At 59.0% G+C, this 20,945-nt stretch carries 24 protein-coding genes and 3 tRNA genes; 11 read left to right on the plus strand and 16 right to left on the minus strand.

The window, feature by feature from the left end; translation table 11 throughout:
* The 7 genes from ABRP95_RS11045 to ABRP95_RS11075 all read right to left on the minus strand — a co-directional run.
* The coding region (locus tag ABRP95_RS11045) for a terminase gpP N-terminus-related DNA-binding protein (RefSeq protein ID WP_502879919.1) at positions 1–742 on the minus strand (742 nt) is incomplete at its 3' end.
* A gap of 132 nt (positions 743–874) precedes the next feature.
* Positions 875–947: transfer RNA gene (locus ABRP95_RS11050), tRNA-Arg, on the minus strand.
* A gap of 168 nt (positions 948–1,115) precedes the next feature.
* The gene (locus ABRP95_RS11055) at positions 1,116–2,183 is read right to left on the minus strand and encodes a GTP-binding protein (protein WP_284771284.1); all 1,068 of its coding nucleotides are present in this window, start codon (positions 2,181–2,183) and stop codon (positions 1,116–1,118) included.
* Between the two features lie 52 nt (positions 2,184–2,235).
* Positions 2,236–3,810, minus strand: a complete 1,575-nt coding sequence (locus tag ABRP95_RS11060; RefSeq protein ID WP_284771283.1) for an SLC13 family permease — start codon at positions 3,808–3,810, stop codon at positions 2,236–2,238.
* A gap of 283 nt (positions 3,811–4,093) precedes the next feature.
* Positions 4,094–5,458, minus strand: a complete 1,365-nt coding sequence (mgtE, locus tag ABRP95_RS11065) for a magnesium transporter (RefSeq protein WP_284771282.1) — start codon at positions 5,456–5,458, stop codon at positions 4,094–4,096.
* Between the two features lie 125 nt (positions 5,459–5,583).
* On the minus strand, positions 5,584–5,907 hold the full coding sequence (locus ABRP95_RS11070) for a DUF202 domain-containing protein (RefSeq protein WP_284771281.1): 324 nt from the start codon (positions 5,905–5,907) through the stop codon (positions 5,584–5,586).
* Complete coding sequence (locus ABRP95_RS11075; protein ID WP_284784888.1) at positions 5,900–6,262, minus strand: YidH family protein; 363 nt, start codon at positions 6,260–6,262, stop codon at positions 5,900–5,902. The genes ABRP95_RS11070 and ABRP95_RS11075 overlap by 8 nt, the downstream gene beginning before the upstream one ends.
* Positions 6,263–6,353: 91 nt before the next feature.
* Here ABRP95_RS11075 and ABRP95_RS11080 point away from each other — a divergent pair, with 91 nt between their 5' ends.
* Positions 6,354–6,731, plus strand: a complete 378-nt coding sequence (locus tag ABRP95_RS11080; RefSeq protein ID WP_284784889.1) for an NUDIX hydrolase — start codon at positions 6,354–6,356, stop codon at positions 6,729–6,731.
* A gap of 126 nt (positions 6,732–6,857) precedes the next feature.
* Here ABRP95_RS11080 and ABRP95_RS11085 read toward each other — a convergent pair whose 3' ends face one another.
* Together ABRP95_RS11085 and ABRP95_RS11090 are read right to left on the minus strand one after the other, a co-directional pair.
* On the minus strand, positions 6,858–7,061 hold the full coding sequence (locus tag ABRP95_RS11085; RefSeq protein WP_284783661.1) for a hypothetical protein: 204 nt from the start codon (positions 7,059–7,061) through the stop codon (positions 6,858–6,860).
* Positions 7,062–7,293: 232 nt separating this feature from the next.
* Positions 7,294–7,382, minus strand: a tRNA-Ser gene (locus tag ABRP95_RS11090).
* A gap of 120 nt (positions 7,383–7,502) precedes the next feature.
* Here ABRP95_RS11090 and hisC point away from each other — a divergent pair.
* Positions 7,503–8,555 (plus strand): histidinol-phosphate transaminase, encoded by a 1,053-nt coding sequence (hisC, locus tag ABRP95_RS11095; protein ID WP_349839454.1) that lies wholly within the window; start codon positions 7,503–7,505, stop codon positions 8,553–8,555.
* A complete protein-coding gene (locus ABRP95_RS11100) occupies positions 8,556–8,948 on the plus strand; it encodes a phage holin family protein (RefSeq protein WP_284783664.1) in 393 nt (130 codons plus the stop codon).
* 26 nt (positions 8,949–8,974) lie between these two features.
* On the opposite strand, the gene ABRP95_RS11105 is transcribed toward ABRP95_RS11100, so the two are convergent.
* A complete protein-coding gene (locus ABRP95_RS11105; RefSeq protein WP_023016533.1) occupies positions 8,975–9,235 on the minus strand; it encodes a MoaD/ThiS family protein in 261 nt (86 codons plus the stop codon).
* A gap of 58 nt (positions 9,236–9,293) precedes the next feature.
* Here ABRP95_RS11105 and ABRP95_RS11110 point away from each other — a divergent pair, with 58 nt between their 5' ends.
* From ABRP95_RS11110 to ABRP95_RS11125, 4 genes are read left to right on the plus strand one after another with little or no spacing between them, the layout of a single operon-like run.
* The gene (locus ABRP95_RS11110; protein ID WP_284784891.1) at positions 9,294–10,430 is read left to right on the plus strand and encodes a molybdopterin molybdotransferase MoeA; all 1,137 of its coding nucleotides are present in this window, start codon (positions 9,294–9,296) and stop codon (positions 10,428–10,430) included.
* Positions 10,427–10,906, plus strand: a complete 480-nt coding sequence (locus ABRP95_RS11115; RefSeq protein ID WP_023024918.1) for a MogA/MoaB family molybdenum cofactor biosynthesis protein — start codon at positions 10,427–10,429, stop codon at positions 10,904–10,906. Before ABRP95_RS11110 ends, ABRP95_RS11115 begins: the two co-directional genes overlap by 4 nt.
* A complete protein-coding gene (locus ABRP95_RS11120) occupies positions 10,896–11,357 on the plus strand; it encodes a molybdenum cofactor biosynthesis protein MoaE (protein ID WP_284796913.1) in 462 nt (153 codons plus the stop codon). Before ABRP95_RS11115 ends, ABRP95_RS11120 begins: the two co-directional genes overlap by 11 nt.
* Positions 11,354–12,361 (plus strand): ThiF family adenylyltransferase, encoded by a 1,008-nt coding sequence (locus ABRP95_RS11125; RefSeq protein WP_284784895.1) that lies wholly within the window; start codon positions 11,354–11,356, stop codon positions 12,359–12,361. Before ABRP95_RS11120 ends, ABRP95_RS11125 begins: the two co-directional genes overlap by 4 nt.
* A 21-nt stretch (positions 12,362–12,382) precedes the next feature.
* On the opposite strand, the gene ABRP95_RS11130 is transcribed toward ABRP95_RS11125, so the two are convergent.
* The 3 genes from ABRP95_RS11130 to ABRP95_RS11140 form a co-directional block, all read right to left on the minus strand.
* Complete coding sequence (locus ABRP95_RS11130; protein WP_284771271.1) at positions 12,383–12,631, minus strand: hypothetical protein; 249 nt, start codon at positions 12,629–12,631, stop codon at positions 12,383–12,385.
* A 149-nt stretch (positions 12,632–12,780) separates the two neighbouring features.
* The gene (locus ABRP95_RS11135; protein ID WP_284783670.1) at positions 12,781–13,500 is read right to left on the minus strand and encodes a hypothetical protein; all 720 of its coding nucleotides are present in this window, start codon (positions 13,498–13,500) and stop codon (positions 12,781–12,783) included.
* Between the two features lie 363 nt (positions 13,501–13,863).
* On the minus strand, positions 13,864–14,022 hold the full coding sequence (locus ABRP95_RS11140; RefSeq protein ID WP_284771269.1) for a hypothetical protein: 159 nt from the start codon (positions 14,020–14,022) through the stop codon (positions 13,864–13,866).
* A gap of 470 nt (positions 14,023–14,492) precedes the next feature.
* Here ABRP95_RS11140 and ABRP95_RS11145 point away from each other — a divergent pair, with 470 nt between their 5' ends.
* Positions 14,493–15,719: an IS481 family transposase gene (locus ABRP95_RS11145; protein ID WP_349839455.1), complete on the plus strand. Its 1,227-nt coding sequence runs from the start codon at positions 14,493–14,495 to the stop codon at positions 15,717–15,719.
* A gap of 62 nt (positions 15,720–15,781) precedes the next feature.
* Here ABRP95_RS11145 and ABRP95_RS11150 read toward each other — a convergent pair.
* A tRNA-Ser gene (locus tag ABRP95_RS11150) sits at positions 15,782–15,866 on the minus strand.
* A 128-nt stretch (positions 15,867–15,994) separates the two neighbouring features.
* On the opposite strand from ABRP95_RS11150, the gene ABRP95_RS11155 reads away from it, so the two are divergent.
* Complete coding sequence (locus tag ABRP95_RS11155) at positions 15,995–16,951, plus strand: NAD(P)H-quinone oxidoreductase (RefSeq protein ID WP_284771285.1); 957 nt, start codon at positions 15,995–15,997, stop codon at positions 16,949–16,951.
* Between the two features lie 29 nt (positions 16,952–16,980).
* On the opposite strand, the gene ABRP95_RS11160 is transcribed toward ABRP95_RS11155, so the two are convergent.
* On the minus strand, positions 16,981–18,234 hold the full coding sequence (locus ABRP95_RS11160) for an aminotransferase class V-fold PLP-dependent enzyme (protein ID WP_349839456.1): 1,254 nt from the start codon (positions 18,232–18,234) through the stop codon (positions 16,981–16,983).
* Positions 18,235–18,448: 214 nt separating this feature from the next.
* Between ABRP95_RS11160 and wzm the strand changes: the two genes are divergently transcribed.
* Together wzm and wzt are read left to right on the plus strand one after the other, a co-directional pair.
* Positions 18,449–19,300 (plus strand): galactan export ABC transporter permease subunit Wzm/RfbD, encoded by an 852-nt coding sequence (wzm, locus tag ABRP95_RS11165; RefSeq protein ID WP_042404151.1) that lies wholly within the window; start codon positions 18,449–18,451, stop codon positions 19,298–19,300.
* A 55-nt stretch (positions 19,301–19,355) separates the two neighbouring features.
* Entirely contained in the window at positions 19,356–20,156 is an 801-nt protein-coding gene (gene wzt / locus ABRP95_RS11170; RefSeq protein ID WP_284771267.1) for a galactan export ABC transporter ATP-binding subunit Wzt/RfbE, read from the plus strand.
* A gap of 3 nt (positions 20,157–20,159) precedes the next feature.
* On the opposite strand, the gene ABRP95_RS11175 is transcribed toward wzt, so the two are convergent.
* The gene (locus tag ABRP95_RS11175) at positions 20,160–20,834 is read right to left on the minus strand and encodes a GNAT family N-acetyltransferase (RefSeq protein WP_349839457.1); all 675 of its coding nucleotides are present in this window, start codon (positions 20,832–20,834) and stop codon (positions 20,160–20,162) included.
* Positions 20,835–20,945: the final 111 nt, after the last annotated feature.

Below are 20,945 nucleotides of genomic sequence, written 5' to 3' on the forward strand. Positions count from 1 at the left end.
TTCCCGATTGCTTCAATTGAATCCAGACGCGACGATAGCCGTAGCTGAATTCGGAGTCTTTTACGATTTCGGTAATTTTTTCGGTCAGCTCCGCATACTTTGAAGGACTCTTCAAGGCTTTGAGCTGATAATAGAAGCTAGAAGACGATAGTCCGACAATGTCAAGCAGCAGTGAAATCGGAAAAGCAGACCGTAACGCATCGACCACAATAGTTTTGAATCTGTTACTGAGATTGGTTGGGTCGATGCTGTCGTCTTTTTTTATTTCTTCCAGCTCTTTTTCTAGCACGGCCTTTTCTGCTGATAGTCGCGCTGCCAGTTTCTTAAGCTGTGCCGCATCATCTGGAAGCGACTTCTCCAAGGCTTTGTGAGTTACGATGCCAGCTGACTGTTTGCGTTCAGTTGCGCTCATCAAGCCCCACTTTCCTTCCTCACGGAATCGTTGGGCCCAAGCATAGACGCTCATTTTCGAGTTCAGCGACAACTCGGCTGCAACGGCATCAGGAGACATACCGGAGTTGAAAAGCTCGACTGCTTTAAGCTTTGTCGTAAACGGGTAGCGTTTCAGCGTTGTCCGCCGAATAGGAGAAGATGGTGGTTCAGACCGCTGTCTAATCCAGAGGTGGAGCGTCCAACGGCCTGGGTAACCCAACTCGCGGACAGTCTTTGTGACAGATTGAGTCCTGTCGAATACCTCTAACGCCTTAAGTCGTTGCGCATTCGTGTATCGAATATTAGACATACGGAAAATCCTCCAAGATTTCGTCCGCATCCCCTTTTTGTCGTTTAACCCCAAACTCCACGCCGCCCAGGGCACCACAAAAAAGAAAAGCCTCGAGAGACCATAGGAACGATGTCTCGAGACTTCACATTGTGCGCCCGGAGGGATTCGAACCCCCAACCTTCTGATCCGTAGTCAGATGCTCTATCCGTTGAGCTACGGGCGCAGTCCGTTGTGAAGCAGTGCGTATGCTCTGCTGTGCAACGAGGATTTACTATACCCACGGACCCGGAAACTAACAAATCGCCTGTACAGAGCCGTGTTCGGCGGGATGGCCAGGAGTGTACTGTTCACCCGCCGTTCACGCTTTAGCTCGGTGCGAAGGACGAGGAGACTATACGAGGGCGGAGGCTTCGGCATCGGAAAGCAGGGCGTCTTGAAAGGCCTGCAAGGTGGATTCGTGATCGAAGTCGACACCGATGAGTACGAGCTCCGTGCCGGGGGTTACGCCATTGGCGGCCCATAAAGAGGCGGGCATGATCTGCAAGTTGGGCCCGGCCTGCTGCCACGCGTGGGCCACGCGCAGGTCGGTATCGATCCAACAGTATCCCTTGGACCGCACGAGGCCCGTGCTTGCCCGGAGGGCTGCAATGAGGCGCTCGCGATTAAACGGACGATCGGCACGAAAGACGACTGAGGAGATGCCGTATTCCTCGGTTTCTGGAGTGTGTGGGTTCGCAAGCTCTTCGGCGTAGCCGTGATAGGCGGCTGCGGTTGCGGCATTGAACAAATGCGCATCGAGAACTAGCCCCGGTTCGATTACCCCGTGGGTCACCGGCACCACGCGAGCCCGCGGATTCATGGCGCGGACTGCGGCGATGACGCGCTCGGTTTCGGCAGCATCGACAAGATCGGTTTTGGTAATGAGGATAAGGTCGGCGAATTCGACTTGATCCACTAAGAGATCGGAAATGGTGCGGTCATCTTGGGGCGTAGCCTCGATGCTTTCGGAGACGAGGCTGCGGCCGCGGCGCAATTGGTTTAAGAAGGCAGAGGCATCGACGAGGGAGACCATGGTGTCGATAGGGGCGGCATCGGCAAGCGTGGTGCCATCGGCAAATTCCCACTCAAAGGTGGCAGCCACGGGCATGGGTTCGGAAATGCCGGTGGATTCGATGACAATCTGATCAAAGCGGCCGGAGCGCGCCAGCTTGCCCACGGACTCGATGAGGTCTTCGCGCAAGGTGCAGCAAATGCAGCCATTCGACAGTTCCACGAAGCGATCCTCGCCGCGCTCCAGATGGCCTTCGCCAGCGACGAGGGCGGCATCGATATTGACCTCAGAAAAATCGTTGACGATGACCGCCAGCTTGCGCCCCTCCCGGTTTGCGAGCAGGTGGTTAAGTAGCGTGGTTTTTCCGCTGCCTAAAAATCCGGACAGCACGGTAACAGGTGTAGCCATCCTTTAATGGTAACGTTTTTCATTAAAGGATGGCTATTGAGGGGTTTAGCGCCTAGACCGCCAGCCCGAAGATCGGTACCGCCAGCAGGAAGACGGTAAGGGTGATGAGGAAGATACCAATGACGTTGAGGCCAACGCCGCCCTTGATCATCTCGCCAATCTTGACGTAGCCGGAACCGTAAGCGATGGCGTTCGGCGGGGTTGCCACCGGCAGCATGAAGGCGCAGGTTGCGGCCAAGGCGACCGGGATGGTGAGCAGCAGGACGTTGATATCGCCTTCGGTGGTCAGGCCCACGCCCACGGCGACACCACCCATGATGGGGATGAAGGTGGCCGCGGTGGCGGTATTGGAGGTGATCTCCGTCAAGAAGAGGACCAGGGCGGCCACGGCTGCGACGATGAGCACGATGGGCAGGGAGCTGAGCCCCTTGGCCATCTCACCAATCCACAGGGACAAACCGGAAGAGTTGAAGGCCGAGGACAAGGAGAGGCCACCGCCGAAGAGGAGGAGGACGTCCCACGGCATTTCATTGGCGGTCTTCCAATCCAGCAGGCGGATGCGGCGCTCCGAATCGGCCGGCAAGATGAACAAGAGAATACCTGCGGCGATGCCGACGATGGCATCGTCATAGTTATCAAAATCGCCAAGGACGATGGGCAGGGATACCCAGGCCAGGGCGGCCAGGACGAAGATGATGCCGGTCATGATCTGCGGGCGGGTCCATGGGCCCAGGGCCTTGATTTCATCGTTGATGAGCTCGCGGCCGCCGGGAATTTCGGTCATTTCCGGCTTGAAGATGGTAATCAACAGCACCCATGCGATGAGCAGGAAGGTTAGCGCCAGCGGCACGCCGACGGCCATCCAGCGGCCAAATCCGAGGGTAACGTCCCAGGTATCGGCCATGTACGCATTCAAGAAGGCGTTGGGCGGGGTACCAATCAGGGTACCCAGCGAACCGATGGAGGCGGAGTACGCGATGCCCAGCATGAGGGCGGTGGCGAATTTCTTCTGCTTATCCCAACCGCCAACAGTCTCTGCGGTAAGTGCCAGCACGGAAGTACCAATCGGCAGCATGACCACGGCCGTTGCGGTATTCGATACCCACATGGACAAAAAGCCGGTGGCCAGCATGAAGCCCAAAATGAGGCGGCGCGGCGAGGTACCGATGAGCTTTACCACATAAAGTGCAAGGCGGCGGTGCAGGTTCCAGCGCTGCAGCGAGAGCGCGATAAGGAAGCCACCCATGAACAAGAAAATGGTGGCAGAGGCATACGGTGCGCCGACTTCCTTAATGGTGCCCACGCTTGCGAGCGGGAAGATGACCAGCGGAATCAGCGCGGTGGCCGCCAGCGGGATGGCTTCAGTCATCCACCACACACCCATGAGGATGGTCACCGCCGCAACGGTGCGGATGGCGCTTAGCGTGTAATCGGCCTCCTCATCCACACCGGTGGACTGCTGGACAGTCTCGATGGCATTTGAAGGGAAGATGAAAAATACAAGGATGGCTAGGGCGAGGCCGATGAAAAGGCCAATGAACTGGCGGCGCCATTCATTGCGCGGGGCACCGGGATCCTCAGCGCCCTCTGATTGGGCGGTAGATTCGTGAGTATGCGGGGTGGTCATGCCGCGAACTCCTTCGCTAGAGAGACTTTTAGCAGGGCGGGGGTGTGAAAGCTCTGTCAATTACCAGCAATCGAGCCGGATCCTTGGTGCATCCCGAACATCATTCAGTCCGTGCAGAGCATGCTAAGACCCTACAAAACATTTGCATCAGAAACCACAAACTTTACTGAATTCACCCCCACCACTTTCAAAATTCACACACCGCAGCTACTCAAAATGTGAAATCTTCCCCACCGATCTGCCACCCCCGCCCGGCGGATCAGGCTCCATGGGTAAGGAGCCCCTATAAGCCGAGCACCGACTTGGCGATGAGGAAATAGATGATAAGGCCCGTGGCATCGCAGAACGTGGAGATAAACGGATTGGAAAATACGGCAGGGTCCGCGCCAATGGTCTTTGCAACGATGGGCATCAGCCCGCCCACCGTGGCGGATATGGAACAGATTAGAAACAGCGTCGAGCCAATGACTAGGCCAATATCCACGCCGTAGACCACCGTTGCCAGGCCAAGTCCGGCCAAGCCCAATACGGCGCCAAGCAGCATGCCCACGCGGAGCTCGCGCCAGAGGACGGCGAGGAGGTCGCGCCCGCGGACATCGCCAAGCGCCAGCGCACGGGTCACCGTCGTTGCCGCCTGATTTCCCGTATTACCGCCGGTACCGGTCAGCAGCGGGATAAACAGGGATAGCACCACGGCCTGCGCCAAGGTGTCCTCGAAGGCGTCTAGGACCCGCACGGTGAGCAGCGCGGACACCGCCAGCACCAGCAGCCACACGATGCGGGACTTCACCAGTTTCAATAGCGGCGTGGACAGGTAGGGCTGCTGCAGGGCCTCGGTACCACCGGCGCGCGCGGAGTCCTCGCTATCCTCTGCCTCGACGATGTCAATGGCATCGTCCCAGGTCAAAAGGCCTACCAGGCGGTCTGAATCATCCACGATGGGCAATGCCAAAATATCGAGCGGCAAGAACCACCTGGCGGTGGCTTCCGCATCATCATTGGCATTGGCGTAGATGGGGCTTTGCATGATGTCCCCAATCGTGGTGCCGGCCTCCGCGGTAAAAATCTCCCGCAGCGTCACTACACCCACCAAGCGGCGGTCCGCGCGGGTAATGGGCACCGCATAAATGGTTTCTAGCTCATCGGCCTTCGCGCGCAGGGTCCGCAGCGCTTCCTCCACGCTCATTTCTGGATGGATGCCGGGGACCTCGGGCGACATGCGGCGGCCCACAGAGCCCTTGGTGTAGCCCAGGACAACCCCGGTGACATCCCGCTTCGATTTGGTAAGCGAGCGCAGCAGCCGATCCGCAATCTCCGCCGGCAGCTCATCCAAAAGGGCCACGCGGTCTTCCGGCTCGAGTTCATCGAAGAACTCATAGACATCAGCATTGCCCAGCTCATCGATGATATCGGCCTGGTGCTTGGCGTCCAGGGCATCAAATACCACGATGGATTTACGCCGCGGCAATAAGCGCAGGGCCAGCGCGGCGCGGATGGCATTTTGCCGCTCGACGATGGCGATGAGCTCCTGCAGCGGCACCTCATCAAGCAGCGCCTGCAAGCGGGGCGCTTTTTGCGGGTCAATGGCAGAATCCTGCTTCAACCATGCCTCGACCGTATCGCTGGCCTGCTCAGTAGTATCCGCCATCGCCGTCACCTTGCCCTTCTCGCCCCTCATACTGCGGCGCCGGTGGCCACAGTAATTGATATAGCCTCACATAGATTACGCGTATCCCCCATCAGCACACAGCACTGCGGCGGAAAACTTTGTCTTTAGGCAAAAACACCCCACAAAGCAAAGGCTGCGAGCAGGGAGACCAGCCCCGCACCACCGGCCAGGACGGCGGCGCCGGGGAGGTGGCGGTGGGTGCGCAAGGAGGCATCGACAAGCGATGCCCGCTTCCGCACCGCCACGATCAACACCAGTACGCCCGCCGCGAGCACCAGCAACGGAAGAAACACGCTGACGCTGACCACCCGCATAACCCCCAGGAGGATTACCGCCAGCGCGAGGATGGTGCGCTGCCACGATAGGCGGGTGCGCTCGGGCTGCAAGCCGGGGTCAAAGAGTTCCCCATGTGGCTGCGGGCTAGACAAGTAGCTCGCCTACCAGCAGGACAGCCGCGATAACGACGATGGTGCCCACAAGCACTGGGATGGCGATGCTGAAGGGCAACGGACGCTGCTGCCGCAAGGCGCGCTCGGCCCGCTTCCATTGCACCCACGCGACTATCGGCAGCACAATCGCCACTACCAGCATGAATGCGGAGACCACGGTGCGCAGGGTCGCCGGCAGCGGCACATCGAAAGCCTCCAAGGCCACTCCCCCGGCAATCAGCGCGAGCGAGGTGCGAATCCATGCGAGGAAGGTGCGCTCATTCGCCAGCGTAAAACGCGGATCAGGGTCACTTCCTACCCCAAATACCGAGCGGGGAAACCTCGAATCGCTCATGTCTTCCTACCTTATATTCAGTGCGCGGCCTTAGCGCGATAAGCCCGCGCCCCTACCCGCCGGCCGCGGCCGCCTCGTTATGATCGGGGCCATGATTGAAGTCGCAGCCATCGTTTTCCGCAATTCCTTTGGCCATGTGCTTGGCGTACGCAAGGCCACATCCACAAAGTTCCAGCTGCCAGGCGGCAAACTAGAAGAAGGCGAAAGCCCAGTCCAGGCCGCTGCGCGTGAGGCGAAAGAAGAAATCGGCGTGCAGGTACGCCTTCCTGAACTTACCGAGCTCGGCACCTTCACTGCCCCCGCCGCCAATGAGCCGGGCCAGACCGTCCGCGGGCATATCTTTACCTACCCGCGCCCCGTCATCGCCCACGCCGCGGCCGAAATCGCCGAAACCGCCTGGATCGATCCCGCCGACCCGCAGTGCGAGCTCGCTGACTTACTGCGCAACGAGGTTTTTCCGGCGCTTTAAAGTGGTCAAGCCCTCGCATCGGCAAAGGAAACCACATCTACTCCCCGCCACCTGCGCCAGGGCAGAATCGTGAACCAGCGATAACGTAAAAGTCACCTTGGGGCTCAACGGGGTGCGGTGTACTACTTATTTAGACTGACGCCCTGCATTCTCCGCCCACACGCGCACTCCCACAGAAGCAGCAGTCAAAACAACAATGAAGATGGTTACTAAGCCGATGCCTATTACATCAGTCAGCCACAAAATAAATACCACCAAAGAGGCGACTGCTAAAGCGAGCAAAACTCCGATTTTCATTTTCTTCGCTTTATCCATAACTCCATTATCCACGATTGGAGTTTCTCCTTTTTAAAGAAACCTCCCTGATCTCCAAAAGTGCCCGCGGAGAACTGCATTTCCACTTCATACCTGCAGCGGAAAGTACTCGTACCCCCGCTTGCAGAATAGGGGCATGACTCTTGTTTGGTGGCCACCACTTTTTGTCGTTTCAGCCTGTCGCTTAAGCCGGTCGTTTAAGCTGACAAATTGACAAAATCCCGAGCGCAATTGCCCGGGATTTGTGTGGCGGAGATGAGAGGATTCGAACCTCCGGACCCCAGAAGGGTCAACTCCTTAGCAGGGAGCCCCATTCGGCCGCTCTGGCACATCTCCAAGTTCAGAAAGAACCGTAAAAGACAATACCTGCCGCATGCGCCACGGCCAAACTAACCCCCTGGTTTTGTCCCCGGTTTTCTTCCACGCGCGCAGGAGAGACGACCTAGAGTGGTAGCCATGATTCGCTCCGACTTACTCGCCATCCCCGGCTACGTGCCCGGCGCGCGCCACGATGATGCCCTCAAGCTCTCTTCTAATGAGGCCACGCAGCCACCGCTGCCTGAGGCCGCGGAGGCTATGGCCCGCGCCGCTGCCGAGGCCAATCGCTACCCAGATATCGCGGCCACCGAGTTGCGTGAGGATCTGGCCGAGCACTTAGGCGTGAATTTTGACCAGGTTGCGGTGGGCACGGGTTCTTCCGCGCTGTGCCAGCAATTGGTGCAGATCACCACCACACCCGGTGAAGAAGTGATCTTCCCGTGGCGTTCCTTTGAGGCTTATCCCATCTTTGCCCAGGTGGTGGGTGCACGCCCCATTCCGGTTCCGCTCGATGCGGACCAACGCGTGGATTTGGCCGCGATGGCGGAGAAGATTACCGCGGATACGCGCCTAATTTTCGTCTGCAATCCGAATAATCCTTCCGGCACCACCGTAACCAAAGCGGAGTTCGCCGAATTTATGGACGCGGTGCCAAGCGATGTCCTCGTTGCCCTCGATGAGGCCTATATCGAATACAACCGGAACGCCGATACCCCGCTGGGCACCGAGCTTTTTGGCACTTATCCCAACGTGGTTTTCCTGCGGACCTTTTCCAAGGCCTATGGTTTGGCCGGCGTGCGCGTGGGCTATGCCTATGGCCCAGAAGACGTCATCGCGGCGCTGAATAAGGTAGCGATTCCCTTTTCCATCAATGCCGTGGCCCAGGTAGGCGCCCGTGCCGCGCTCGCAGCGCAGGATTCGCTGCGCGAGCGCACCGAAGAGACCGGTGGCCAGCGTCAGCGCGTGGAAAAGGAACTGGCAGAATGGGGCGTTCCCCACTCGGAGGCCAACCACGTATGGCTGCCAGCAGCGAATATTGAAAAGCTGGGAACGCCGCAGGAATTAGCCGCGCGCCTTGCCGCACACGGCGTGCTCGTCCGCGCCTTTAGCGAAGGCATACGCATTACCATTACAACCGAGGAAGAAACTAACACCCTGCTGCAGGCATGGAACGATACCGTAGGAAGCTAAATGCGCTCGTTGACCAATTTTGCCCTCAACGTGGTCGCCATCGCGATTGCGCTCTGGGTCGTAGTGGGCATTATTCCCGGGATTTATATCACCCCGGATAAGCTGGGCAATTTCATTGCCGTGTCCATTGTTTTCATCATCATTAACGCGGTGGTCATGCCCGTGCTGCGTTTTATCGGCGCCCCACTGACCTGCCTCACCCTCGGGCTATTCGCGCTCGTCATCAACGGCGCCGCCCTGCTGATCGTGGAGTGGACGCTTAATACCTTTGACCTAGGAATTGGCCACCTCGTGGTCAATTCCTGGGGCTCTGCAATCTTCGGCGCCATCGTCTTGTCCCTGGTCAGCAGCCTGGTCAATTTCTTTACCAGCCCCCTGCGCAAGCCGGTCTAAGGCACCGGCTGGTCTAAAGGCACGGGTTATCCCCCAGCGAAGGGAGGCAGCACGTCAACGCGGGTCACGCCCATCAGCGGCGAATCCGCTTGGGTGTTCCCGGCGCCATCGATAAGAAAGTTGCAGCGCCCCAGCACCTCTTTCATGCTCATGCCGGCTTCGGTGGTGCCGGTGTGGTCCTTGCCCAGCTGTTCTATGAGCTGGCCCAAGGTGGTGGGCGCTTTTACCTGCTCCGAAGCTACGCCAGCCGCGGCACGGGCGGCGGCGAAATAGTGAACGGTCAACATGCTTCCTACTATGCCCGCAGGCTTCGAACGTGTCGAACTCGCGGGTAAACTTGGCTCTATGCGCACTCCCGAAACCTACGCACACGAGGTCGCGGCAGCCCTCGGCCCGCGCGAAGCCATCTCCCAGCCCCTAGGGCAGGCACAGGAGATGGTCCTTGCCGCCGATGTCTATACCGCCTTCCCCTCGCCGCGCTTTAGCAATTCCCAGATGGATGGCTACGCGCTGCCCGCTACCGCAGCCGGCTCGTACGAGGTGGGCCCCACCATCGCCGCAGGCGCGGATCCCGCCGAGCTGCTGGATGGCCCCTTGCGCGCTGCCTGCCCCATCATGACTGGAGCTAAGGTCCCAGAGGGAACGGCAGCTATCGTGCCGATTGAAAAGTGCCAGCCGCAGGAGTTCCTCCAGCCGGGCGAGACCATTACCGTTCCCGCCACTGAGGAGGGCCAATTCATCCGCGGGACGGGTACGGATCTTGAGCAGGGCGCTCTCCTGGCCGCCAAGGGCGAGAAGCTCACCCCGGTGCGCCTGGCCGCGCTGGCCTCCCAGGGCATTGAGGAGGTCAGCGTTTATCGTCCCGCCCGCATCCTCGTGTGCACCGGCGGCGCGGAAATTGGTACGGGTATAGCTGCTATTCCCGATGCCAATGCACCGCTCATTTCCGCTATGGCCCAACGTGCCGGCATCGAAGTCGCCGGTTATGTCACCACCGATGATGATCCAGAGGTACTCACCCGCGCGCTGGAGGAGGCCACGCAGCTCCACCGCCCCGATGCGATCGTCACCTCCGGCGGCATTTCCGCGGGCAAATACGAGGTCATCCGGCAGGTGCTCACCGGCTGGTTTGGCCACGTGGATCAGCAGCCCGGCGGGCCGCAGGGCATCGCCAGTTTCCACGGCACCCCGGTCATCTGCTTGCCCGGCAATCCGATTTCCACCATGGTGAGCTTCCGCCTCTTTGTTGCCCCTACCCTGGGCTGGGCGCCCGCGGCATATCGCGTGCCAATCGCGCACGCCATCGAGGGGCTGCCCCACAAGGATCAATTCCGCCGCGGGTACGCCGATGCGCAGGCCCACGTTACCGGCGGCGCTAGCTCCCACCTGTTAGCCCAGGCCGTCGATGCCACCCACCTCATCCGCATTCCTGCCGGTAAGAGTCTCAGCGCAGGAGAAGAAGTAAAGGTCTATCCCCTATGAGTTCTGCTCGCACCGCCATTGTTTTAGTCGCCTCCACCCGCGCCGCCGCCGGGGTCTACGAGGATCGTTCGGGCCCCATCGCGGTAGATTTCTTGCGCCGCAAGGGCTTCGACTGTCCCGCTGCCCGCGTGGTGCCTGATGCCGATATCGCCGCAGCGGTGGACCAGGCCTTCGCCGAAAAGCCCGCGGTCATCCTCACCTCCGGCGGGACTGGCCTGACCCCGGATGATCTCACCGTTGATGCCGTCCAACCCCACCTCACGCGCGAGCTTCCCGGCATCGCCATGGCCTTTTGGAATAAGGGCCTGGAGACTATCCCCACCGCGGTGGCCTCGCGCGCGGTCGCAGGCGTCAATGACACCACCTTCGCCATGACCTTGCCCGGTTCTACCGGCGGGGTCAAAGATGGTTGCGCCGTGCTAGAGGATTTAATCGTCCACATCGTCGATATGTTAGAAGGAAAACATGAGCACTGATCCTTCTTATGTCGCCGCGCAGACTGGGCTTACTGTCGGCGCTATGCTGACCGAGCAACCCCTCGAGCCCCTCCTTGCCACCGCCAAAACTGAGGTCATCACCCCAGCCATGGGCGCGGTGGTCACGTTCGAGGGCATCGTGCGCGATCACGATGGCGGCCGGCCCGATGTCACTCAGCTGTCTTACTCCGCACACCCCAGCGCCCCAGAAAAGCTGCGCGAGATTGTCGATGAAGTGGCAGGCCAACACCCCGTGCGCTTGTGGTCGGCCCACCGCACCGGCGATCTACAGGTAGGCGATCTGGCCTTTACCGTCGTCGCCGCCTCTGCCCACCGCGGCGATGCCTTCCGCGCCGGGGAGGCCTGCGCCGATCGCGTCAAAGCTGAGGTGCCCATTTGGAAAGAACAAAGCCACGGCGATGGCTCCGTCAACTGGGTGGGCCTCGAATGAGCATCCGCTATGCCCGTCAGGAGGCACTGTGGGGTGATAAGGGCCAGCAGAAATTGGCCGACTCCCACGTCGCGGTCATCGGCGCGGGCGGGCTTGGCTCACCGGCGCTGCTCTACCTTGCAGGGGCCGGGGTAGGCCGCATCTCGCTTTTCGATGACGACCTCGTCTCCCCCTCCAACCTCCACCGGCAGGTCATTCACACCACCGCCGCCATTGGCACCGCAAAGACTGGGTCAGCCGCAGCGGCGGTGCGGGCCCTCAACCCTGAGGTGGAGCTCATCTGCCACGGCCGCCTGGAATCCGCCACCGCCCTCGAGCAGCTGCGCGGCTGCGACGTGATCCTCGATGGAACGGATAATTTCGACGCCCGTTACCTGTGCTCATGGGCCGCCCACAGCCTAGGCATTCCTCATATTTGGGCTTCTATCCTGGGCTTTGATGCGCAAATGAGCGTCTTTTGGTCCGGCAAGGGCCCTGTGTACGAGGATGTCTTCCCCACCGCCCCGGCTCCGGGCGAGGTTCCGTCGTGTTCCCAAGCCGGCGTTCTGGGCCCCATCGTCGGCACGGTGGGATCCGCGATGGCCTTGGAGGCTTTGAAGATCATTACCGGCGTCGGCACCCCACTTATTGGCACGCTCGGCTACTTTGAGGCGCTATCTGGGACCTGGGAGTATATCCCCATCCGCCCCACCGGCGCACAGCCTACCCAGCCAGCCGATGCCCCCGAGGTCCGCGAGATCCCCGCGCACGCCCCGCTTATCGATGTCCGCACCGACGCCGAACGCGCCCGCGCCACCATTCCTCATTCAACGCATCTGCCCCTCGACCGCATCCTCGCCGGCGAGAACCCGGACATCGGCCAGCGCGATGCCGCCGTTATCTACTGCGCCAGCGGCATCCGCTCCGCGCAAGCCGTCCACGCGCTGCGCGGCCGCGGCTACAAGCAAGTTGTTTCCCTGCGCGGCGGCATTAACGCGTGGTTGGAACAGCACAATATGTCCTAAACCAGCCGGGTGATGGTCCTTCTAGCGCCTTTGCTTGTCTTCCCTGCCGCGAACAAAGAGGAACCAGATGAGCGGCCCCAAGAAAGGAAGGGCGAAGGTAGCAGCGATAAAGAGCACCTTGGCCGCAATCGTGTACCCAGAAGCGATAATAGAAATAACCGCCGCAATCCAGAACGCGACGAGCAAAATAATGGGAAGGAACCCTAGGAACCACCACGTGTCATTAGGGTTAGTGGATTCTGCTGCTACATAAAGTTCCGAGGTACTCATGATGTCCTTTCGTCGAGCATTTTTATCTCTGGGACAAAGCCAGCATCACGACCACACCTGACTTGCCCTGTACGTTTCCAAGATTAATTCTGCGCCGCACTAGGCTCGTCATCCCCCGGTATGAAATACCGCAGCAAAATCAGACGGATCTAAGAGGTCTTCCGGTGCCCCGTCATCTCTAGGTTCGCTTTGTCGCCGTCCAAGGTGAGGTTTCCCGTCAGGTCCTGCGTGGCCACAGCACCCGATTCGCCTTCCCCATGGGCACGCCACGTTACGGTCACGGTATTGTCAGTCCACTCCAGCTGATTAATATGCCTGCGTGCTGGCTCCATTCCATTACGGGTCCAGTCTTCTACCTGAGTAATGTAATTCAGGTCATTGTCATAAATCAGCAAATTATCTGGCCAAGCCACGCCGCCTTGATCGCAGACATAGGTAATGACAGCTTCATCTTTGCCATCGCCGTTGATATCGGCGTAAGCACCCTTAGGGGTTCCATCCTTGTTGAGCTTTAGCCCAGCGGCAGCATTGGGATATCCAGTCTTTAAGTGCTCGGGCAAAGTCCCATCCACCAACGTGCCGGCGCCATGGTCACACAACGCTGGTACCCACAGGGAGTACAAGTCTTCTACTGGGATGATCTTATTCTCCCCAGAACCTGCTTTTTCCTGGGCCTTTTCCGTCACTGTCGCGGCGCTCGGTTCTTTCGCGGAATCCTCGTCTCCAGCACCTTTATCATCCGTGTCTGAAGGGGCGGTTTCTTCGCTGGCATCTGAAGTTGCGCTAGATCCGGTGAAATTCGGCTTGCTATCGGCATTATTAGACTCATCGGAATTAGAACAACCGGAAACAAAAACGACAGCAGTCACTGCAAGGATCGCGCAAGGAGAGGTGAGAGTTTTAGGCATAAATGCAGCATACAGTGCTAGGGCGGCTAGGTTCGCGGCAATAGAGGCAAAAATGAGAATTGAGCAATCTGGCCGTAACCAGAAGCTACCTAACTATCACCTTGTTGTGAGTGACTTTTGCGGAGGAAGTAGAGGCTGAGCACCGGTCAACACTAGCGATACAAACCGCTCCACTACCGTAGCAACAGAATCCCGTTCTGTTCCTACATAAGTTTCTAGTGCATATTAGTTTTCCACCATCGCTAGAACTCAAGATGGGGTCAGCACATGAATAAACCCCGAGACCAAATGGCCTCGGGGCTTTATTCTCTCGGTTCTTAAATCTTAGAAGCCGAGGATGGAGCGGGTGAACTCGTTAACAGCGTCCGGGACCAGGTAAGGCACCTGACGGAAGAACAGGCTTGCCTGCTCAAGAGCGTCCCAGCCGGTGGAGACTGCGGAGTGTGCTGCTTCCTGTACGTTGGATACGATATCAAAAATCATTTCGAAATTCCTTTCGAGGTTGGAAAAATCTTATACGCGTTTCCGCGCGCAGCAATCATTGTATGCGGTGAGGTGCGGTGATGTGCAAATTTTCAGCAGTCAGTTTGTAGATTTGTTAGAAAATAATCATCCTGGGGTTTAAACGATCTACGTTACCTATTCTTTCATTCTAAAACTTTCGTGCAATAAATTTTAGTTTCAAAGATAATCAGGGGAAGCAGGAAAAGGTCCCACGTTTTCCCGTTCTAGACAGCTGAGTCGTACAGACAAGACAAAACCCCTAGTCAGTCAGGACTAGGGGAATGCTCTCTGCGGAGACGGCGGTGTCCGAATTCATGACTTATTTGACAGTCTGTTCCTGGGTAAGTGGTCGTGATGGTTGACAGGTCAGTCGCGACATAGTTGACGCTTAGGGTTACCTGGCCGTGTCGGGTGATGTTTTACTCATCAGTCGCGACATGTTTGACACTATGAATAGTCCCAACCGCAACATGGCCATCGTCAAGGCAGTCCGCAAACAGGGCCGCAGCCCCTCTAAAGTCGCCCAGCGTTTTGGAATCTCCCGCCAGCGCGTCTATCAGATCCTCAACGCCTTTGACGCCGGCGGCGCCGACGCCATCGCGCCTCGCTCTCGTGCCCCGCATACCCATCCACAGGCAGTGCCTGACAAGCTGCGTAAAGAAATCATCGCTATCCGCAAGCAATTAACTCGCCACGGGCTCGATGCCGGGCCAGACACCATTTCCTTCCACCTAGAAAAAGACGGCCACCGCAGCCCATCAACATCAACAATCCGCCGCATCCTCAACGCTGAAGGCCTTATCACCCCAGCACCGAAGAAGAAGCCTAAAAGCTCATTTGTCCGCTTTGAAGCCGCCATGCCCAATGAATGCTGGCAGGCTGATATCACCTACATCTATCTGGCAGATAACACCCGCGTCGACGTGCTGGATTTCCTCGACGATCACTCCCGCTACCTGCTATCTATTACCGCACGAGCCGGCTTTAGCGGCCCACAGGTAGCACAAGAATTAACCCGCCTGATCAACACATACGGCCCGCCAGCATCCACTCTCACCGATAATGGCTTAGTATTTACTGCCCGGCTAGCCGGGCGCAAAGGCGGGAGAAATGCCTTTGAAAAAGTCCTGACCACACACAAAATCCAACAGAAAAACGGACGGCCAGGACACCCGCAAACCCAAGGAAAAATTGAGCGATTCCACCAAACCCTTAAAAAATGGCTCGCCGCACGACCAGCCGCCCATACCATTGCTGAACTGCAACAACTCCTCGACGAATTCCGCGATTACTACAACACCACACGCCCACACCGCGCACTAGGACGACACACCCCACACCACAGCTACACCACCGGCACAAAAGCCAGCCCCAACGACAATCCCACACAAGAATGGCGCACCAGAAAAGACATCGTCTGGGACAACGGCAAAGTCACCGTCCGCTACGCCGGCAAACTCTTCCACCTAGGCATCGGGCGCGCATTCAAGAAACAAAAAATCCTCATGGTCATCGCCGACAACCACATCACCACATCACTAGCTGCGACCGGAGAAATCATCACCGAGAACTACATCGACACAGCCCGCGACTACCAAAAGCCCTACTGGAAAAAAGGCGACCCACCCCTAGACCCAAAACACGAAAAACCGGCACCCCAGAACAAAAACGACTGAGATGCCGGTTTGTCAACGATGTCGCGACTGACCTGTCAAGCATGTCGCGACTCATGACACTGCGGAGACGGCGGGATTTGAACCCGCGGAGGAATAAACCTCGCCGGTTTTCAAGACCGGTGCATTCGGCCGCTCTGCCACGTCTCCATCGTGCCGAAGAGGCAACTTGGTTAGCTTACTAAACAGTCCCGCGCGAATCACATTGCCCCACGAGGAAATGGACGTGGCGCACACCACACCTCCTCCATTACATTGGCGGTATGAGTGCTACACAGATGAAGGCAATCGTTCAGACCGATCCTGATACCCCACGGTCGCTAGAGCTGCAGGACGTAGACGTTCCTGAGCTGCGATCCGGCGAGGTACTGGTGAAGGTAAAAGCCGCGGGAGTCAACCGCGGCGATATTCTGCAGACGATGGGCGCGTACCCGCCGCCACCAGGGGCATCGGAAATCATTGGCCTAGAGGCCGCCGGCGTGATTGAGGATGCCGGCGATACGGATTGGGAAGCTGGCACCGAGGTGGGCTGTTTGCTTGCAGGCGGCGGCTATGCAGAATACGTCGCGGTCCCGCAGGGTCAACTGCTTCCGCTGCCCAAGGGATTTAGTTTGGAAGAAACCGCGGCCGTGGTTGAGGTCGGCTGCACCGTGTGGTCCAACCTGGGCATCGAGGCGGGCCTGCACGAGGGCCAGCGCGTGCTCATCCACGGCGGTGGCGGTGGCATCGGCACCTTTGCCATCCAGGTAGCAAAGGCGCTGGGCGCTGAGGTGGCGGTTACCGCCGGATCGCAGGAAAAGCTGGAACGCTGCCGCGAGCTCGGCGCGGATATTCTCATCAACTACAAGGAGCAGGACTTCGTCGACGAGCTCAAGGGCAGCTGCGATGTCATCCTGGATATCATCGGCGCAAAGTACCTGGAAAAGAACATGAAGTGCCTGGCCAAGGACGGCAAGCTCATCATCATTGGCATGCAGGGCGGCACCAAGGCGGACATCAACCTGGCCCCCATGCTGCCGAAGCGCCTGACCATTCAGGGCACGACGCTGCGCGCGCGTGACTTGGACGATAAGGCGGAGATCGTCGCCGGCACCATCAAGAATGTGTGGCCCATGCTGGAGGATGGACGCGTCAAGCACGCGCTGCATGGCACGTACCCGCTTGCCGATGCCGCCAAAGCCCACACCGACCTCGACAGCGGCGAGGTCACCGGCACTCTGGTCCTCACGGTGTAGTTTCCCCAGCGCGCCTTGCTTAGGCGAATTTAAGCGAGCGAGGCAACGACGCGCACGAGGTGCTCGATATCGTGGTGGGTATTAAACGGACCTAATGCCACGGTAACGGCACCACCGATCTCTTCCACGCCCATTTCCGTCAGCAGCGGCGTTTGCGGAGCCAGGGTGGTGACGAGCCCATTATCAAAGAGGCGCTTGTACACCGTCTCCGCGGGCACGCCCTGGACCGCAAAGGTAAGGCGCGGCAAGCGATTATCGGAAGCGCCCGCCGCCGCCTCGCCGGTAACACCCAGGATGTGTACGGCGGGAAGCGTGCTCAAAAATGAGTACAGAACCGCACGCAAGTCCTCGAGGTAGGCGCTCAAGGCGGTCATGGACTTATTAAGCCGCACCCGGCGCGAACCCTTATCCCCACCAGCCAAGGCCGCAAGGTGGTCTACCAGTGGCCCCACGCCACCGGCCAAGCCAGAAGAAACCGGGGTCTCTAGCTTGCGTCCATCTTCCTTGGAATAGATGGGATTTAAGGCATCCAGGCGGCGGAGCATGCGCGTATCGCGGAAGACCAAGGCGGCCATTTGCGGCCCACCAAGCAGGCCGATGTCGATGCCTACGATATCCGCGCCCAGCTCATCGAAGCGGATGGGGCGGTAGGGCGCGATTGCGGAGACATCGAGAAGCGTCCAAGCACGCGAGCGCCCCCGCACCGTGTCAATGATCTCCTCTGCCGGGGATACCGTGCCCAACAGCTCATGCGCGGCGGAAAAGGAGACGAGCCTGGTAGAGCCATCGACAAGCTCCGCGAACTGGAATCCCGGCAATTCGCCGGTGCCAAGATCTGGCTGTGCCCAGCGAATATCGGCGCGCACCTCAGAAAAAGCCGAATACAGCGTAGGCGGATCCAGCTTGGACAGCACCACCGAGGAATTGCTGCCTAATAGTGGGCGTGCCGCGCGCGCCAAGGATTGGTACAGCACGGGCAGGGACGGGCCAAGAACCACGCGGTCCGCCTTGGAACCGGTGAGATCCGCAATGGCCATGCGTGCTGCCGCGTAGTTGCCATCGCCTGCCAGCCGGCCCGGCTCCGGCGCAGCCGAGTGGACGCCGCCTGGGCCTTCTTGCGTCGCTACCGCCGTCGCCATCCGGAAGGACCGCGCAACGCCGGAAGTCACGCGCTCCGAGATTTGGGGCACCGCGTGCGCGTTGAGGTACGTCCAGCCATCAGATAGCCCGGTGTACAAACCTCGCGCACTAAAGACGTCATAGTGTGCCGAAGCTGCTGGCATTAGGTCCCCTTCTTCATCGCACTGAACAACTGCCACCACGTGGCCGTCGATTCCCTACTGTATACGCGTTTGGCGTCAGTTTCCCAAATCTGAATTTTCCCTGGGCATCGCCGTTTTCGCAGGCTAGCGGCGTGTAGTTCCCCGTTTGCCCAGCACGCGCGCTAGGGTGTTGGGCGTGCAAGATAACAATCAACTGCGCGCTGATATCGCCCGCATGACCTCCCAGCCAGAAGGCGAGGCCGTTCCAGCGTCCCAGTCCATGACCCTCAAGGCTGCTTTCGCGGACCTTACGCGGGGTGCACAGCAGCGTGAGCTGTGGTTCAAGCTGGGCCTGCAAGATATCAAGCAGCGCTACCGCCGCTCTGTCCTTGGCCCGTTCTGGATCACCATCGCCACCGGTGTGATGGCGCTTGCCTTGGGCCTGCTGTATTCCATGCTTTTCCAGATTCCCGTCGCGGAATTCCTTCCCCACGTCACCGTGGGCCTTATTATGTGGACCTTTATCTCGGGCTGCATCAAGGAAGGCGCCACGGTCTTTATTGAAAATGAGGGACTGATTAAGCAGCTTCCCGCCCCACTTTCGGTGCACGTGTACCGCCTGGTGTGGCGCCAAACGCTGTTTTTAGGCCATAACCTCATCATCTGGCTCTTGCTCATCATGATCTTCCCGCGCAACCTGGGCTGGGAGTTCTTCCTCTTTATCCCCGGGCTGCTGCTCCTGCTCATTAACGGTGTGTGGGTCACCATGTTCTTTGGCATCATCGCCACGCGCTTCCGCGACGTTGCCCCGCTGCTAGAAGCCCTGACGCAGCTATTGTTCTACGTCACCCCGATTGTCTGGATGACCAATACGCTCAAGGACCAAGGCGGTGCGGTGGCAGACCGCGCCCGCATCGCGGAAATCAACCCGCTGTATCACTACCTGGAAATCGTGCGCGCCCCAATGATTGGTGAGCCCGTTGCCGCCTACCACTGGTGGATCGTCATCGGCTGCACCGCAATCGGCTTGTTCATCGCCGGGCTAGTCATGCGCAAGTGGCGCTTCCGCGTGAGCTACTGGGTATAGCCTCCCTTCCTTTACACCCACCCCACCATGAGGCTCGTTGAAAGGATAAAAACTAATGGTCTCAATTGATACGTATAACGCGTGCGTGGACTTTCCCATCTTTGATGCCAAATCCCGCTCCCTAAAAAAGGCCATGCTTTCTACCGCGGGCGGTGCCATTGGGAAAAATGACCACAACACCGTGGTGGTTGAGGCGCTGCGGGATATTAACCTGCACCTGCGCGAAGGCGATCGCGTCGGGCTCGTTGGCCACAATGGCGCCGGCAAGTCCACGCTGCTGCGCCTGCTCTCCGGCATCTACGAGCCCACGCGCGGTACCGCCGATGTCCGCGGGCGCGTCGCCCCCGTCTTTGACTTGGGCGTGGGCATGGACCCAGAGGTATCCGGCTACGACAACATCATCATCCGCGGGCTGTTTTTGGGCCAATCCATCAAGCAGATGAAGAAAAAGATGGATGAAATCGCAGAGTTCTCCGAGCTGGGCGATTACTTATCGATGCCCCTGCGCACCTACTCCACCGGTATGCGCGTGCGCCTGGCACTCGGCGTAGTGACCTCCATCGAGCCGGAAATCCTGCTGCTGGATGAGGGCATCGGCGCCGTCGACGCCGCCTTCATGGCCAAGGCCCGCGTGCGCCTGCAAGAGCTGGTTAAGCGCTCCGGCATCTTGGTCTTTGCCTCCCACTCCAATGACTTTTTGGCGCAGCTGTGCAATACCGCGCTGTGGATCGATCACGGCGAAATCCGCTCCGTGGGCGAGGTATCTGAAGTCGTGGGCCAGTACGAGGGCCCAGAAGTAGGCGAATACGTGCGCGATCTGCGCCAGCGCTTTGAGGGCGAAGACGCCGCTGGGTAGGAGCTAGCGCAGCATCCCCAGCAGCTGCTGGCTCAGCCCGGAGACCTCCACGCACAGGTCATCCGGGCGTTTATAGTTATAAGCCGCCACGCGCGCAGTCACGTGCCGCTGCGAACTATTCTGCGGCCCCGCCTTTTCTTCCCCTTCAGAAACCACCTGGTAGCCCAGCTTCTGGCTCACCCGCGCCGAGGCCTCATTGTGCGCCACCCAGCTCGTGCTCATCGCCTGCGCACCTAGGTAATCGAGGCCAAAGGCCACAACCGCGTGCCGGATGAGCGTGCCCACCCCTTGGCCTTGGAAGCGGTGAAAGACCCAGGAACCGGTCGCAATTTCTCGCGTTCTAGCGAAGTCCTCCGCCCGCGCATCGATAGTACCCAGGATTTCTCCTGAGTGCGCATCGCACACGATGAAGTCCAAGGACCACTTTTCTGGGCGCAGCTGCGCCCGGTTGCTCCACCGGAACTGGGCCGCCGCCGCAGGCGTATTCATCCTGGGATTGAATAACCACGGAAAGGCGTAATCTGGAATGTCTGCGCCGTAGATGTCCTCTGGCGCCACACCGGCGATTGCCGCAATATCCTCAATATCCTCATCGCGCATCACGCGCAGTTCCACGCCAGGGTGGGTTGTATCGCTCGCGCGAATCGTCAGCCCAAACGGTGGCCACATGCTTTCCATAAGCAGTCAGCTTAGCCCACGCGGAGGGACCTGACCCCCATTTGGTGGACACCTGATATCCAGCCCAGTCGAGCTGGCAAGATTGGTAATCTACCACCATGTCCAGCCATG

The sequence above is a fragment of the Corynebacterium sp. KPL2895 genome (genome assembly GCF_040225815.1).
GTDB lineage: Bacteria > Actinomycetota > Actinomycetes > Mycobacteriales > Mycobacteriaceae > Corynebacterium > Corynebacterium rhinophilum.